The following is a 14,338-nucleotide window of genomic DNA, read 5'->3' as shown; positions in this document are numbered from 1 at the left end:
GCGGAGTATGTGTAAAGGGGGATGTTATCTCCTACTGCCTATGGCCTAAGGCTTATTACCTCTTCCTCTTTCTTTCGCCTCGAAACCCTCTTTTTACCATTTTTTTACATCGTTGTATTGTACTATGAGTCAACTGCTTATATACTTTTCCTATATCAATCGTCCAAGATTCGTATAAGCCTTCCTATAAGCTCTCTATAAGCTAACCCCACCCTCCTTACACCCTTTTTTCATCAAAAAGCCTCTTAGTCTCCTTCTGAAAATCTTCGTTTCCTTCCGAATTCTCCAACCATTGCCCAACGCATCGCTTTTTCATCTCAAACTTTGCCAAAGTTGATTATTTCTGATATTATTGGTATTATTTGGTTTTATTGGCATTTATCTCATTTTCTCATTTCCTAATTTTCTCTGCCTGTCGTGCTACGACCTTTGGCAAAGTGGACAATGCATATTAAACACTAAAATAGTGAAATACAAACTTAGGAAATTGGTCACTAAGGTTGTAATATCCTTTGATGACGGCAAAATATTCTTGATCATCCCACAAGTGAGCTTCTATTCCCACAGCGGTATCATCATTATTGAAGTTATACACCTTTAAATTCACCCCTCCACCTTCTTTTTTATCCATTTCTTCTATAGGAAAGAGGTGCAATACGCTTTTATCTTCTACAAAGTCAAGCATTTCATAGATTTCTTCTAAAAATTCTCCCGAAATATCAAACTTTTCAGCTAATACTTGGGCATCTTCAGCTTTATAGGCTTCTAAAAAGTCGGTAAGGGTGTGGTAAATTTCTGTTTTAAGGGCTTGTGTAATTTCCATATAGTGTTATTTAATCTTTGCTATATCGTTTTTATAACTTGCAAAACTGATGTTTCCTTCTAAAACCAACTCGCAAAGAGCTGTTGGGTCATAACCTTTAAAGGAATGAAGGGTATAATAGCAATGCTTGTCCTCGCGCTCTAAATGAAGTACATAACCATCGGGTTCGTCTTGAAAAACAACGGTTGCTTCTTTGTACTTTTGTAAGGTTGCTACCGAGCGTATCAAATCTTGCCTACTATCGTGCAAGTGAGAGGCTACAAAGGCTATTTCGGCAGTGCCATTGCTAATAGTTACCTTTGCCCAGCCGTGTTCTTTTTGCGTATAACTAATCATTGTATTTTTTAAAGTAAGGGGGGATATTTTAAAACATCGACAGTTTCATTAAAATATCGGTTTGAGCATCAGAACCTAAGACGAAAGTGTGGGTATCAAAAGCTACAAATCCATTTTTTTTGTAAAAACGTAAGGCTCTTTCGTTCTTCTCCCATACCCCCAGCCATACATAGGTGACCTTTCGCTCTTTAGCTACTTCAATAGCTTTTTGATAAAGCGCTTGACCTACCCCACTGCCGTGAAATTCCTTTAACACATAGATACGTTCTATTTCCATTGCATTAGAGTCTTGTGGTTCTGTTTGAGCAGAGGCAAAATTGAGCTTCAAATAACCTATCACCTTGTTTTCTTTTTCAGCAAAGAAGAAAAGAGAATCTGGATTTGATAGTTCTTGCTGTACTTTGCTTGTCGCAAAACTCGTAGCGAGATATAGCTCCATATCCTCTGGAGTATTAGTCTCAGCAAAGGTTTCGTAGAAAGTTTGCTTGCCAATAGTCTGCAATAAGGCTATATCAGTTGTGATGGCAGGACATATATTCATAATTGTTATATTACATTAAGTTACAATTCAGTATTATTATTATTATCCGCTAATAGTTTCTAAGCTAAGATGATAGCTGTCATCAAGTTTTATATTCACCAAATGACCAAGAAAGTAGTCAGGGGCGGTATCTATATCAAAAGTGCAGGCTATTTCTTTGCCTACTTCACAATACAGGTTGTGCAAATATACCGCCTCACAAAACTGCTCATCAGAAACTGCTTGCTCGCCTTCTTCTTCCCGTTCTTCTTGGGCTTCTTCAAAAAGTTCTCTTACCTCTTCATTTTTTAGGAGAAACTCTAAAACAGCTTCCTTGTGCTGTTCCAACCACTGTATTTTGGTTGCTACTTGCTGAAATACTTCTTGCTTTTCTTCTTCTGTAAAGTAGCGTTCAGCATCAAAACGGACTACAATTTCAGCTTCTTTTTTATGCCAAAAGGTAAAGAATGCTTGATACTCTATTTGGTTTTCGGTAGTAAAATTCATATTCAATATAACAAATAATCATTGATAATGAGAGCAAAGATAAGAATTTTTTCAATGATATAACAATAAAACGTATAAATATACTTTTATAAGATAAAAAGTAGTTTTGATTCTTATTTAATTTCCTAATTTTGTAGACCAAAAGAATAATAATAATGAAAGAACTAAAAAATCTATTACAGCAAGTCGCTACTATCACCCAAAAGAACAACGAACTTTTGGACGCTACGGGAGGGCGCTAAATTGTAAAGAGTGAAGCTTTCTTCGAGAGTTACAAACAAAGAGTAGAAATACTATTAGACGCCTTAAAAGGATTAAAATTGTAGCTCTTATGTTAGAAAAAGTCATATTTATAGCAACACTCATCACTCGCGATAAAGTTCGAAAAATATTAGTGCTCACACCCTCATTGCTCTATCTTCTGCTATTTGATTTCTAATTTTTTACAACTCATCTGTAAAAAAATAAATGTTAAAAACTTGCATAGTACAAAAATTTGTCGTAACTATGCACCAAAATTAGACAACCGAGAACAATTTAAACACTATTTAACTGCGGTTAAATAGTCATTTAAAGACATAAACAATATTAGCGTTTCGCTTTACATTTTCCTTTACAGAAATACGACCAATTTTTCTTTACACTACAGGAAAGTGAAGTGGAAGTGCCTGCGGTTACGTGGGCATTCCTTTTTACTTTGTAGTGTGCCTTTGGTCGGGCTTCTGTAATGAGTAAACAAGGAATGCACCGCGTTTTTTTGTCCTTATATTGGAAAAAATATTAAATGGTCATATTTTGACCAATACTTACTGTAATTTTGCAACCGAAATAAAACAGTTATCCGAAGGGCTGTATATAATAAAGGAGTAACCGAAAAGCCTACAAGTGAGTAGGAAAATAACCTTAAACTTTGTAACAATGCCAATATCAAATGTAGAATTAAAAAACAGAATGTATTATGTGTATGACGAAAAACAAAAAGAGATTGCACATAAACATCAGAATAATGTTGGAGAACTGATTGGTTTCAGTTCAGAACTTATTGTTTTTTATAACAATAAAATGTACTATGTATATGATGAGAATCTTAAAGAAATTTCTCATAAACATGAAAACAACCTTAGTCAATTTAAAAATGTAGTAGGAAGAACTATTACATTCACAAATGGCAAAATGCTATATGTCTATGATGAAAAACTTAAAGAGATTTCTCATAAATGGTTATAAGAATAAGTAGGGGCAAAAAAGTGCCCCTACTTCTAAAACTTTATAAATGATGAAAAAAGAATTTTTCAAAAGCAAAATACTCATCGGCTTAGCTACTTTGTTAGCTATTTCACTTAGCATTTTTATCTTTAATGCTATTTACCAAAACGAACTCCCTAAAATAGTAGAAGAAATTAACAACTCTGCCATAGGGGCTATATTTACCGCTATCGTTACTGTATTCCTCTTACAAGGACAAACTGCCAGCGAGGAAGACAAAGAACGCAATGTAAAGGTTTTCGAGAAGAAATCAGAGCTCTTCAATAACTTTATTGAAGAACTTTGGAAAGTGTGGGAGGATAGAAATATCTCATTAGAAGAACTTAATCATTTACTCAAATTAGTTGCTAAAGATATTATCCCTTATGCTAAACCACAAAGTGCCAAAAGCATTTTGCAATCTCTCAATGCGATAGCTGTAGATACACAAAATGTAAACAAAAATAAAACTGAAATACAAGCTTATCTATATGCTATCATCAACACCCTGTCTAAAGAAATAGGATTAGGCGGAGCTATTGAACACGAAGTTGCTACTGAACTTAACAAACTTGAAAATCACATTCTTCCTTATCTAAATAAAAAAGGCTATATACATAAAATCAACACTTTACTTCAAGGAAAGTTAGATAAAACCTTAACTGATTTCACTGTAGAAGATGATATACTATGGTGGCGAGTAGGAGGAAAGGATACAGGTATGTGGCTTAGAGTAGGTGATACCAATAACAGCGGACAAATATACCTCACTTTCTGGTCAGAGTTTTTTAGCAATCGTCAATATGCACCTTATCGCTACGCCCAAAAAGGAGAATCTAAAGACTGGATAAAAGGTTATAAGTTAAGCGAAACTTTTAATTATAACTTATTGCGCAAAGGCGAAGAACTTAGCTCTGAAAGTGTAGAAAAACTTATTAATGAAATTGTCGCATTCTACCAAGAACCTTTAAAAGGAATTGGTAAAAATATTGATGAACTCATTGAAGAGTGTAACCCACAAAAGGAAGTTTAATAAAGAATATTATGCAAACAAACCAATTTAAAAATGTTTTATTCACCCCTTACATTGGTGAAAAATACCAACAAGGATATCAAGGTAAAAAAGTATTAGTGTTAGGAGAAAGTCATTATAGTGCCGATGAAGATGGAAATGCTTTTCTTGATGATCCTACTTTCACTAACTACATAGTACAAGAGTTTATAAACTATCAGAAAGGTAAAAGAGGACACGGCAACTGGATGAAAACCTTTACTAGATTCGCAAAAGCTTTTCATAATGGCAACCTATCTACTAATGAAATAGTGGATTTTTGGGAGCGAGTAGCTTTCTATAACTATGTACAAGAGCCAATGGCAACTCCTCGTCAGTCTCCTACTACTGAACAATTTACTAAATCAGAAAAGGCTTTTTGGGAGGTGTTAGAAGTCTGCCAACCTGATATTATTGTAGTGTGGAGTCATAGACTTTGGGTAAAAATGCCTTATACAGGAGAATACCAATCTAAAGAAAATACACTCATCAATAAAGGTAAAGGCTTCTATTATTACAAAGTAGGAAATAAAGAGATAGCGGCTATGTATATTCCACACCCTTCAGCACAAAATTTTCAATACCAAACAGTCTACAATGAACTGAAAGAAGCTTTCAATTTGTAAAACTATTTATTATAGTACAATTAAAAACTTCAGCAGAGCACTTTGTGTTATACTTAAATTAGTTCAATATATTTCTTGTGTTGAACTTACGTTATTATAGGAATATACAAATACGTCTTTCCTAACCTCCTATAAAAACAAAAATTCCAAACTACTGAATATTCAATAGTTTGGAATTTTATTATAATTTCAACAATTAACCATTAATCATTAACCATTAATAATTAATCATTAATCATTATTCTTCAAGTCTAATATCCAATCCAAGACCTTTAAGCTCGTGCATCAATACGTTGAAAGATTCTGGCAAGCCTGGTTCTGGCATTGTCTCACCTTTTACAATCGCTTCGTAAGTTTTGGCACGACCTACTACGTCATCGGATTTTACAGTTAAGATTTCGCGTAAGGTACTAGATGCTCCATAAGCCTCCAATGCCCATACCTCCATCTCTCCAAAACGCTGTCCACCAAATTGGGCTTTACCTCCCAATGGCTGTTGAGTGATGAGTGAGTACGGACCGATAGAACGCGCGTGCATCTTATCGTCAATCATATGTCCGAGCTTAATCATATAAATCACACCTACAGTCGCTTTTTGGTCGAAACGTTCACCAGTACCACCATCGTATAGGTAAGTATGACCGAAACGCGGTACACCTGCTTCATCGGTAAGCTCGTTAATTTGCTCAAGCGATGCTCCATCGAAGATAGGAGTTGCAAACTTCTTACCGAGTTTTTGTCCTGCCCAACCCAATACAGTTTCGTATATCTGACCGATGTTCATACGTGAAGGTACCCCAAGAGGGTTCAACACGATGTCTACTGGAGTTCCGTCTTCAAGGAATGGCATATCCTCATCGCGAACGATACGTGCTACGATACCCTTGTTACCGTGGCGACCTGCCATCTTATCCCCTACTTTTAACTTACGTTTCTTAGCCACATAAATCTTAGCTAATTTGAGGATACCTGCAGGCAATTCGTCACCCACAGCAATGGTAAATTTATCGCGACGTAATCCTCCTTGTAGGTCATTTTCACGAATGCGATAGTTATGCAAAAGGTCGTCTATAAGACCGTTGATGTGCTTATCGTCAGTCCAACCTGCAGAAGTAAGGTGAGCATAATCCTCAATGCCTTCAAGCACTTTCTTAGTATATTTCTTACCTTTAGGTACAATTTCTTCACCGAGGTCGTTCACTACTCCTTCCGAAGTCTTTTCAGCTACCAAACTGTATAGTTTTTCCAATAATTTAGAGCGAAGAGCTTCAAACTTAGCATTGTAATCAGCTTCTAATTGTGCTACATCTTCTTTATCTTTACTGCGTTTGCGTTTGTCTTTTACCGCACGTGAGAACAATTTCTTGTCGATAACCACCCCGTAAAGTGAAGGTGAAGCTTTTAGAGAAGCGTCTTTCACATCACCCGCTTTATCACCAAAGATAGCACGGAGGAGTTTCTCTTCAGGGGTAGGGTCTGATTCTCCTTTAGGAGTAATCTTACCGATAAGAATATCCCCTGGGCGTACTTCTGCTCCAATGCGAATCATACCGTATTCGTCCAAATCTTTGGTTGCATCTTCCGATACGTTAGGGATATCATTGGTAAGTTCTTCAGCTCCCAATTTAGTATCACGCACTTCCAAAGCGTATTCATCAATATGGATAGAAGTGAATAAATCCTCGCGTACAGCGCGTTCCGAAATCACAATTGCGTCCTCAAAGTTATAACCTTTCCAAGGCATAAACGCTACCTTCATATTACGACCGAGTGCTAACTCTCCGTTTTCAGTAGCATAACCTTCACACAACACCTGACCTTTTTTCACTCTCTCACCTTTTTCAACTATCGGTTTTAGGTTGATACAAGTGCCTTGGTTTGTTTTTTGGAATTTGATAAGGTTATATACTGTTTCATCAGCATCAAAGCTCACTAATTTTTGTTCATCAGTGCGGTCATAAGTGATAATGATTTTATCAGCATCTACATAATCAACTGTACCATCACCCTCTGCATTCATAAGCACACGGGCATCTGAAGCTACACGGCGTTCCAAACCTGTTCCTACAATAGGTGCTTCAGGTCTTAACAAAGGTACTGCCTGACGCATCATATTCGAGCCCATCAACGCACGGTTCGCGTCGTCGTGTTCCAAGAACGGAATAAGGGAAGCCGAAATAGAAGCGATTTGGTTAGGCGCCACGTCTATATATTGTACTTCATTAGGTTCAATTACAGGGAAGTCACCATCTTCTTTTACAACCACTTTTTCCTCAATGATATTAGCTTTATCGTCTAATGCGATATTAGCCATACCAATTTTGAGTCCTTCTTCGTCTTCGGCAGTAAGGTAAGTCATATCTTTGAGATCTACCTTTCCGTTAGTAACTTTGTGGTAAGGGGTCTCAATAAAGCCCATACCATTTACTTTAGAAAATACCGCTAATGATGAAATCAAACCGATATTTGGCCCTTCTGGGGTTTCAATAGGGCACAAGCGTCCGTAGTGAGTATAGTGTACGTCTCGCACCTCGAAGCCCGCCCGCTCACGCGACAAACCTCCAGGTCCTAAGGCAGACAAACGGCGTTTGTGGGTAATCTCAGCCAATGGATTCGTTTGATCCATAAACTGAGATAATTGGTTTGTACCAAAGAACGAGTTAATCACAGACGAAAGGGTCTTCGCATTGATCAAATCGATAGGAGTAAATACCTCGTTGTCACGTACGTTCATACGTTCACGGATAGTGCGCGACATACGAGAAAGACCTACACCAAACTGAGCTGCCAATTGCTCTCCTACTGTGCGCACACGGCGGTTAGACAAGTGGTCGATATCATCTACCTCTGCTTTAGAGTTGATGAGCTCAATCAAATATTTCACGATGGTAATGATATCCTCTTTGGTAAGCACTTGCTTTTCCATAGGGGTATCCAAGCCCAATTTCTTGTTGATACGGTAACGCCCTACGTCTCCCAAGTTGTAACGTTGGTCTGAGAAGAATAGCTTGTCGATAATACCGCGAGCAGTTTCCTCATCGGGTGGCTCAGCATTACGCAACTGTCGGTAAATGTGTTCCACTGCTTCTTTCTCAGAGTTGGTAGGGTCTTTTTGTAAAGTATTGTGGATAATGGTATAATCAGTAGCCTGACTATCTTCTTTGTGAAGAAGAATGGTCTTTACATCAGCCTCTAAGATTTCTTGAATGTTATCTTCATCGAGTACAGTATCGCGGTCGAGGATAATCTCATTACGCTCAATAGATACTACCTCTCCGGTATCTTCGTCTACGAAGTCTTCGTGCCAAGTGTTGAGCACACGGGCAGCTAAACGACGACCGATGTATTTTTTAAGCCCTGTTTTAGAAACCTTTATTTCTTCTGCAAGGTCGAATATTTCCAATATATCTTTATCGCGTTCAAACCCAATCGCACGGAAGAGTGTTGTAACAGGGAGTTTCTTCTTACGGTCGATATAGGCATACATCACGTTGTTGATATCGGTAGCAAACTCAATCCACGAACCTTTGAAAGGAATGATACGTGCGGAGTAGAGTTTAGTACCATTAGCGTGAAACGACTGACCGAAGAATACCCCTGGTGAACGGTGTAACTGCGATACTACTACACGCTCAGCTCCGTTGATAACGAATGTTCCGCTTGCCGTCATATAAGGGATTGTGCCCAAATAAACGTCTTGTACGATAGTTTCAAAATCTTCGTGCTCGGGGTCAGTACAATAAAGCTTTAATCGGGCTTTCAGAGGCACACTATAAGTAAGACCGCGTTCTATACATTCTTGGATAGTGTAGCGAGGAGGGTCTACGAAATAGTCGAGAAACTCTAATACGAATTGGTTGCGAGTGTCCGATATAGGAAAGTTCTCTTTAAAGGTATGATACAATCCCTCGTGCACTCGGTCTTCCGATTTGGTCTCCATCTGAAAGAACTCTTGAAACGATTTGATTTGAATATCCAAGAAGTCAGGATATTCAGGAACGTGTTTCACGGAAGCAAAATTCACTCTTGCGGTTTGATTCGTAAGCATTTTCTTTACTTTAATATTATTGTTTAATCGTTAGTAGTAAGTTGTTAGTCGTGAGTTTGTCATAGTTAAGACTTTGTCAAAGTCCTAAACTTTTTTTAAGTTGATATGGCACAAATCTCTTGCCATAATATCGTTGTTGTATTGTTGCCTTAAATTACAAAATGGTTTAGGTCTAATTCCTACTGAAAAAGACCTAAACCTTATAGGGTTTATAAGTAAAATTATTTCAATTCTACTTCTGCACCAGCTTCTTCTAAAGATTTTTTAAGCCCTTCAGCTTCTTCTTTAGAAACACCTTCTTTTACTTTTGAAGGAGCGCCGTCTACTACTTCTTTAGCTTCTTTTAGTCCAAGACCAGTTAAGTCTTTTACTAATTTAACAACCGCTAATTTGTTAGCACCTGCTGATTTCAAGAATACATCAAATTCTGTTTTTTCAGCACCAGCTTCTGCTGCACCTCCGGCTACTGCACCTCCAGCGGCTACTGCTACTGCTGCAGCTGCTGGCTCAATGCCGTACTCATCTTTCAAGATTTGTGCAAGCTCGTTTACTTCTTTAACGGTTAAGTTTACTAATTGTTCTGCGAATTTTTTTAAATCTGCCATTTTTCTATCGTTTTTGTTTAATTGTTTAAAAATAATTTTGTGCGTTTAGTTTTATTTTTCAGATAAGGTCTTGATGATACCAGCCAATTTACCTCCTCCTGATTTAAGAGCTGAAACAACGTTTTTGGCAGGTGATTGGAGCAAGCCAATGATTTCACCAATAACTTCGTTCTTAGATTTAAGAGCTGCTAAGGCATCTAATTGATTGTCGCCAATAAATACAGCCGCATCTACATAAGCTCCCTTTAAAATAGGTTTTTCTGATTTTTTGCGGAATTCTTTGATGAGTTTTGCAGGTACATTTCCTACTTCAGCATACATCAATGAAGTGTTTCCTTTAAGGATATTTGGTAATTCACCAAATTCTTTTTCTGAAGCTTCCATTGCTTTAGCAAGCAAGGTATTTTTCACAACTGCTAATTTGATATTCGCTTTGAAACAAGCACGACGTAAAGCCGTTGTATCTTGAGCGTTCAAACCAGTTAAATCTGTTACATAAATAACATTATTATCAGCTAACTGTGCAGTTAAATTATCTATTACTAATGATTTTTCTTCTCTTGTCATAATTTCGGTTTTTAACTACAAATTAAACTGTTTTAGTATCTACTGCAATACTTGGGCTCATAGTAGATGAAAGATAAATCGATTTCATATACGCACCCTTAGCGGCAGTAGGTTTCATCTTTATTAATGTTTGAATTAACTCATTGGCGTTGTCTACAATCTTATCGGCAGTGAAGGATATTTTACCGATAGAGGCGTGAACGATACCTGTTTTGTCTACGCGGAAGTCGATTTTACCAGACTTTACTTCTTGTACAGCTTTCCCGATTTCCATAGTAACAGTACCAGTTTTAGGGTTTGGCATCAAGCCTCGAGGACCCAATACTCGTCCTAAAGGACCTAACTTACCCATTACTGCTGGCATAGTAACGATTACGTCTACATCTGTCCAGCCATCTTTTATCTTTTGTAGATATTCATCAAGCCCTACATAATCAGCTCCAGCAGCTTTAGCTTCTGCTTCTTTCTCTGGAGTTACTAAGGCAAGCACTCGCACGTCTTTACCTGTTCCGTGAGGAAGCGTAACTACGCCTCGCACCATTTGGTTTGCTTTACGTGGGTCTACCCCTAAACGCACTGCAATGTCCACAGAAGCATCAAATTTAGTGTAAGTGATTTCTTTGAGTAATGCTGAAGCCTCTTTTAATGAATAGAGTTTGTTTCTATCAACTTTTGCAAGAGCTTCTTTGTGTTTCTTTGTTAATTTTGCCATATTGCTTTGCGATTAAAAAGGTTTTTCTCCAGTTACTGTAATACCCATTGAACGTGCCGTACCAGCAACCATACTCATTGCAGATTCAATTGTAAATGCACTCAAATCCGGCATTTTGTCTTCTGCAATTGCTCTCACTTGTTCCCAAGTGATACTTGCTACTTTCTTACGGTTTGGCTCTCCGGAACCTCCTTTAACCTTAGCGGCTTCCAATAGCTGAACAGCAGCAGGCGCAGTCTTGATAACAAAGTCGAATGACTTGTCTTTGTAAACGGTGATAACCACAGGAAGTACTTTCCCTTGTTTGTCCTGCGTACGTGCGTTGAACTGCTTGCAGAACTCCATAATATTAACACCGGCAGCACCTAATGCGGGTCCAATTGGTGGCGAAGGATTCGCTTGACCTCCCCGAGCTTGTAGTTTAACTACTTTACTAACTTCTTTTGCCATTGTTTATAATTAATAATTTATTTAAATGCCTCTTTTATGAGGGCTTTGTTACAATTTCTCTACTTGGGTGTAGCTTAGCTCTAATGGCGTTTTGCGCCCAAAGATTTTTACCATCACTTCAAGTTTGCGCTTCTCTTCATTCACGCGCTCTATGGTAGCATTAAAGCCATTGAAAGGCCCATCTATAAGTTTCACCATTTCACCTACTTCAAACGGAATCGCTACCGTCTCTACCGTCTCAGCCAATTCATCTACCTGACCGAGCATACGGCTTACATCAGCTTTGCGCAAGGGTAGTGGGTCACCTCCTTTGGTTTCACTCAAAAAACCTACTACTCCTGGGATAGACTTAATGATATGCACTACCTCGCCCGCTAAGTGAACTTTTACCATTACATAACCGGGCATATGAACCCTATCCTTAGTGGTCTTCTTGCCATTGCGCACCTGAACCACCTTTTCAGTAGGCACTAATACTTCTTCCACATAGTCCGCATACCCCAATCGTGAGGTCTCGTTCTCTATGTAGTTCTTTATTTTGTTCTCCTGACCGGTAACGGTTTTAATTACATACCATTTTTTTTCTATTAATCCAGACATCCTCGCTGTTTTTATTTCATAAATTCAAAATACTTACCTATAAGGTATTCAAATGAAGAATCCATTCCCCAAATTACTAATGAAAATAAGATGGAAAACACCACTACTACCACCATTTCTCTCTGTGCGTCCGAAATAGTAGGCCACGTAACGTGGTTCGTTAGCTCTTCATAAGACTCTTTAATGTATTGAATCATAACTTATTAGTGTTATAAGTGAGTAATATTACGCCTATTTATGTGCGCTTTTGGGTGGCAAAAGTACGGCGAATTTTTCAATCCGCCAAACTTTTCACATTATTTTTTTAATATTTATTCTTCCCTACCTAATTCTTTTACCTCTCACCTTATTATCTCCTATCTTTTACCATTCCCGTCCACCTCATTATCTTTTACTCACATACCCAGCTGTGAGTCCTCGCTGGCTTCACCTTTCTCGTCCACGTCATTATTTTTTACCTTTTATCTTTTACCTTTTATCTTTTATCTTTTACCTTTCCCTCCCACTATTCCAAAGCACAATCTTTCCACCCTACCGCTTCTCTGTATAAACTTAGTGACTTATGTGGCACTACCACTTTACCGCGGTAGCCTATTTTATTTATAATAGGAGGTGTTGTAGCTTTACTGTGTAATTCCATAAGTCCACTATTCTCAAAGGCTCCTAAATCTATTTTTTCTATGGTGTTCGGCAAATTCAGCTCTTTTAAATTCGCGCAACCGTAAAACGCCTGCACCCCTATTGAAGTCGTAAACTTTGATAGTTTTACCTCTGTGAGGTTTGTGCAGTTGTAAAATACCTTCGAAGCAATTACGGTTACCGCTTTGGGTAATTCTATCGTTTGTATATTCTGGCATTCACCAAAAGCAAGACCTCCTATATATTTTACCTCATCAGGCAAATCAATGTATTGCAAACTCTTACAGCCGTAGAAAGCTGCGTAATAAATATTGGTGAGAGCCAAAGGCATCTGCACCCGCACTAGCGAACTACAATTCTTAAAAGCCTGTATATTGATTTTCTCTACCGTATCCGGAATCACAACAGCAGTAAGACTCGTACAGTCCAAAAAAGTATCGTTTAGGATATGGCGCAACCCGCAAGGCAGTTTCACCTTCATCAAACTACTACAACTGTTGAAAGCACTTGCCCCTAAAAACACTACACTATCAGGGATATCAATGCTTATCAATCGTCTGCAATACTCAAAAGCATCGTCACCTATACTCTCCAATTGCTTAGGAAATGTTACCGAAGAGAGGTTCTCGCAGTACGCAAAAGCACTACTTCTTATATTTTTCACGCTTTCAGGGAGCACCGCCTTCTGTAACTGCTCGCATTGGTAGAAGAGTTGTGAAGAAATCACCGATAGTTTTTCGCCGAGAAAATTCACCTGTTGCAAGCCCGAACAGTCCATAAAAGCCCGATTGCCCAGCTCACTCACATTTTCTGGAATATCTATCTTTTTCAGTGAAGAACATCCTCTAAACGCTTCTTCCCCTATATTAGTAACCGAATTAGGCAGATATATCATCAACAGTTTAGTACAATTCGCAAAAGCACGAGCTCCTATATAGGTTACCGAATTAGGTAATATTTCCACTTTCGTAAGGTTAGTACAGCCCGAAAAAGCCCCCTCTTCAATAGTAGTTACCGTTCCCGCAATGCTGATAGATTTCAGTGGAAGACAATCTTTAAAGGCTTCTTTGGCAATTCTGTTTACAGTGCGAGGCAGTTCGATGCTTCCATCGCGGGGCAACTTACTGTTGTCGCATTTCAGCAGTACCCCATCACTGATAATAAGCGCCTCCAATCCCTTTTGTGCAAAGATAAACTGACTTAAAAAGAGGAAACCCAAAAAGAAGTGTTTGTAGATAGCGGTAGTCATTATTCTGATGTTTTTAGGGGGCAAAAGTACATATTTTTAGCAGAACTCACAAACACATCTCCTAATTCTCTAATTATCAAATAGGCTAATTAAATTACCAGTCACGCTATGCTCTCACATAACCTTCGTCAATCGTCCCTCGTCATTTCTTCCCTTTTCCGTCACTACCTTCCCCCTCTCCGAGGTAGCCAGCGACTACTGGATATGTGTACCGCGAGAGCGGAGTATGTGATAGAAGGAAGGTTTGTCACCTTTTTCAGCTTGTCCCCCTTCGGGGGTTCGGGGGCTTACCGAATAAATGACTTGCCACAATTTCCCTCTTTGAAGGAAGTCCGCGAGAGCGGAGTATGTGTAAAGGGG

At 38.4% G+C, this 14,338-nt stretch carries 16 protein-coding genes; 3 read left to right on the top strand and 13 right to left on the bottom strand.

The genetic code is table 11. The annotated features are described in order from the left end of the window. Positions 1-451: 451 nt before the first annotated feature. From HMPREF9072_RS09900 to HMPREF9072_RS09885, 4 genes are read right to left on the bottom strand one after another with little or no spacing between them, the layout of a single operon-like run. On the bottom strand, positions 452-823 hold the full coding sequence (locus HMPREF9072_RS09900) for a hypothetical protein (protein WP_009411597.1): 372 nt from the start codon (positions 821-823) through the stop codon (positions 452-454). Positions 824-829: 6 nt separating this feature from the next. Then, positions 830-1,159, bottom strand: coding sequence for a hypothetical protein (locus HMPREF9072_RS09895; RefSeq protein WP_009411596.1), 330 nt, complete (start codon positions 1,157-1,159; stop codon positions 830-832). A gap of 28 nt (positions 1,160-1,187) precedes the next feature. Continuing rightward, positions 1,188-1,700, bottom strand: a complete 513-nt coding sequence (locus tag HMPREF9072_RS09890) for a GNAT family N-acetyltransferase (protein ID WP_009411595.1) — start codon at positions 1,698-1,700, stop codon at positions 1,188-1,190. A gap of 42 nt (positions 1,701-1,742) precedes the next feature. Further along, positions 1,743-2,186, bottom strand: coding sequence for a DUF2262 domain-containing protein (locus HMPREF9072_RS09885; RefSeq protein WP_009411594.1), 444 nt, complete (start codon positions 2,184-2,186; stop codon positions 1,743-1,745). A gap of 918 nt (positions 2,187-3,104) precedes the next feature. Between HMPREF9072_RS09885 and HMPREF9072_RS09880 the strand changes: the two genes are divergently transcribed. The 3 genes from HMPREF9072_RS09880 to HMPREF9072_RS09870 are packed head-to-tail and all read left to right on the top strand — an operon-like array spanning position 3,105 to position 5,108. After that, positions 3,105-3,413, top strand: coding sequence for a hypothetical protein (locus HMPREF9072_RS09880; RefSeq protein ID WP_009411593.1), 309 nt, complete (start codon positions 3,105-3,107; stop codon positions 3,411-3,413). Positions 3,414-3,462: 49 nt separating this feature from the next. Beyond that, a complete protein-coding gene (locus tag HMPREF9072_RS09875) occupies positions 3,463-4,464 on the top strand; it encodes a hypothetical protein (RefSeq protein ID WP_034566394.1) in 1,002 nt (333 codons plus the stop codon). A gap of 11 nt (positions 4,465-4,475) precedes the next feature. Further along, complete coding sequence (locus HMPREF9072_RS09870) at positions 4,476-5,108, top strand: hypothetical protein (protein WP_009411591.1); 633 nt, start codon at positions 4,476-4,478, stop codon at positions 5,106-5,108. Between the two features lie 238 nt (positions 5,109-5,346). Here HMPREF9072_RS09870 and rpoB read toward each other — a convergent pair whose 3' ends face one another. From rpoB to HMPREF9072_RS12565, 9 genes are all read right to left on the bottom strand, one after another. Beyond that, on the bottom strand, positions 5,347-9,156 hold the full coding sequence (gene rpoB / locus HMPREF9072_RS09865) for a DNA-directed RNA polymerase subunit beta (RefSeq protein ID WP_009411590.1): 3,810 nt from the start codon (positions 9,154-9,156) through the stop codon (positions 5,347-5,349). A 221-nt stretch (positions 9,157-9,377) separates the two neighbouring features. Then, complete coding sequence (gene rplL, locus HMPREF9072_RS09860; protein WP_002673673.1) at positions 9,378-9,761, bottom strand: 50S ribosomal protein L7/L12; 384 nt, start codon at positions 9,759-9,761, stop codon at positions 9,378-9,380. 51 nt (positions 9,762-9,812) lie between these two features. Further along, on the bottom strand, positions 9,813-10,328 hold the full coding sequence (gene rplJ / locus HMPREF9072_RS09855) for a 50S ribosomal protein L10 (protein ID WP_009411589.1): 516 nt from the start codon (positions 10,326-10,328) through the stop codon (positions 9,813-9,815). Between the two features lie 22 nt (positions 10,329-10,350). After that, positions 10,351-11,040, bottom strand: coding sequence for a 50S ribosomal protein L1 (gene rplA / locus HMPREF9072_RS09850; protein ID WP_002673670.1), 690 nt, complete (start codon positions 11,038-11,040; stop codon positions 10,351-10,353). 12 nt (positions 11,041-11,052) lie between these two features. After that, positions 11,053-11,490, bottom strand: a complete 438-nt coding sequence (rplK, locus tag HMPREF9072_RS09845; RefSeq protein WP_002673669.1) for a 50S ribosomal protein L11 — start codon at positions 11,488-11,490, stop codon at positions 11,053-11,055. A 48-nt stretch (positions 11,491-11,538) separates the two neighbouring features. Further along, entirely contained in the window at positions 11,539-12,090 is a 552-nt protein-coding gene (nusG, locus tag HMPREF9072_RS09840; protein WP_002673668.1) for a transcription termination/antitermination protein NusG, read from the bottom strand. Positions 12,091-12,101: 11 nt separating this feature from the next. Continuing rightward, complete coding sequence (secE, locus tag HMPREF9072_RS09835; RefSeq protein WP_002673667.1) at positions 12,102-12,287, bottom strand: preprotein translocase subunit SecE; 186 nt, start codon at positions 12,285-12,287, stop codon at positions 12,102-12,104. Positions 12,288-12,595: 308 nt separating this feature from the next. Next, positions 12,596-13,978, bottom strand: a complete 1,383-nt coding sequence (locus HMPREF9072_RS09830) for a leucine-rich repeat domain-containing protein (protein ID WP_009411588.1) — start codon at positions 13,976-13,978, stop codon at positions 12,596-12,598. 195 nt (positions 13,979-14,173) lie between these two features. Beyond that, complete coding sequence (locus HMPREF9072_RS12565) at positions 14,174-14,290, bottom strand: hypothetical protein (RefSeq protein WP_034566396.1); 117 nt, start codon at positions 14,288-14,290, stop codon at positions 14,174-14,176. Between the last annotated feature and the right edge of the window lie 48 nt (positions 14,291-14,338).

Origin of the sequence: Capnocytophaga sp. oral taxon 324 str. F0483 (assembly GCF_000318315.2) — a bacterium.
Classification (GTDB): Bacteria; Bacteroidota; Bacteroidia; order Flavobacteriales; family Flavobacteriaceae; genus Capnocytophaga; species Capnocytophaga ochracea.
The sequence above is the reverse complement of the archived record's forward strand: the minus strand, read 5'-3'. Positions and strand labels throughout refer to the sequence as shown.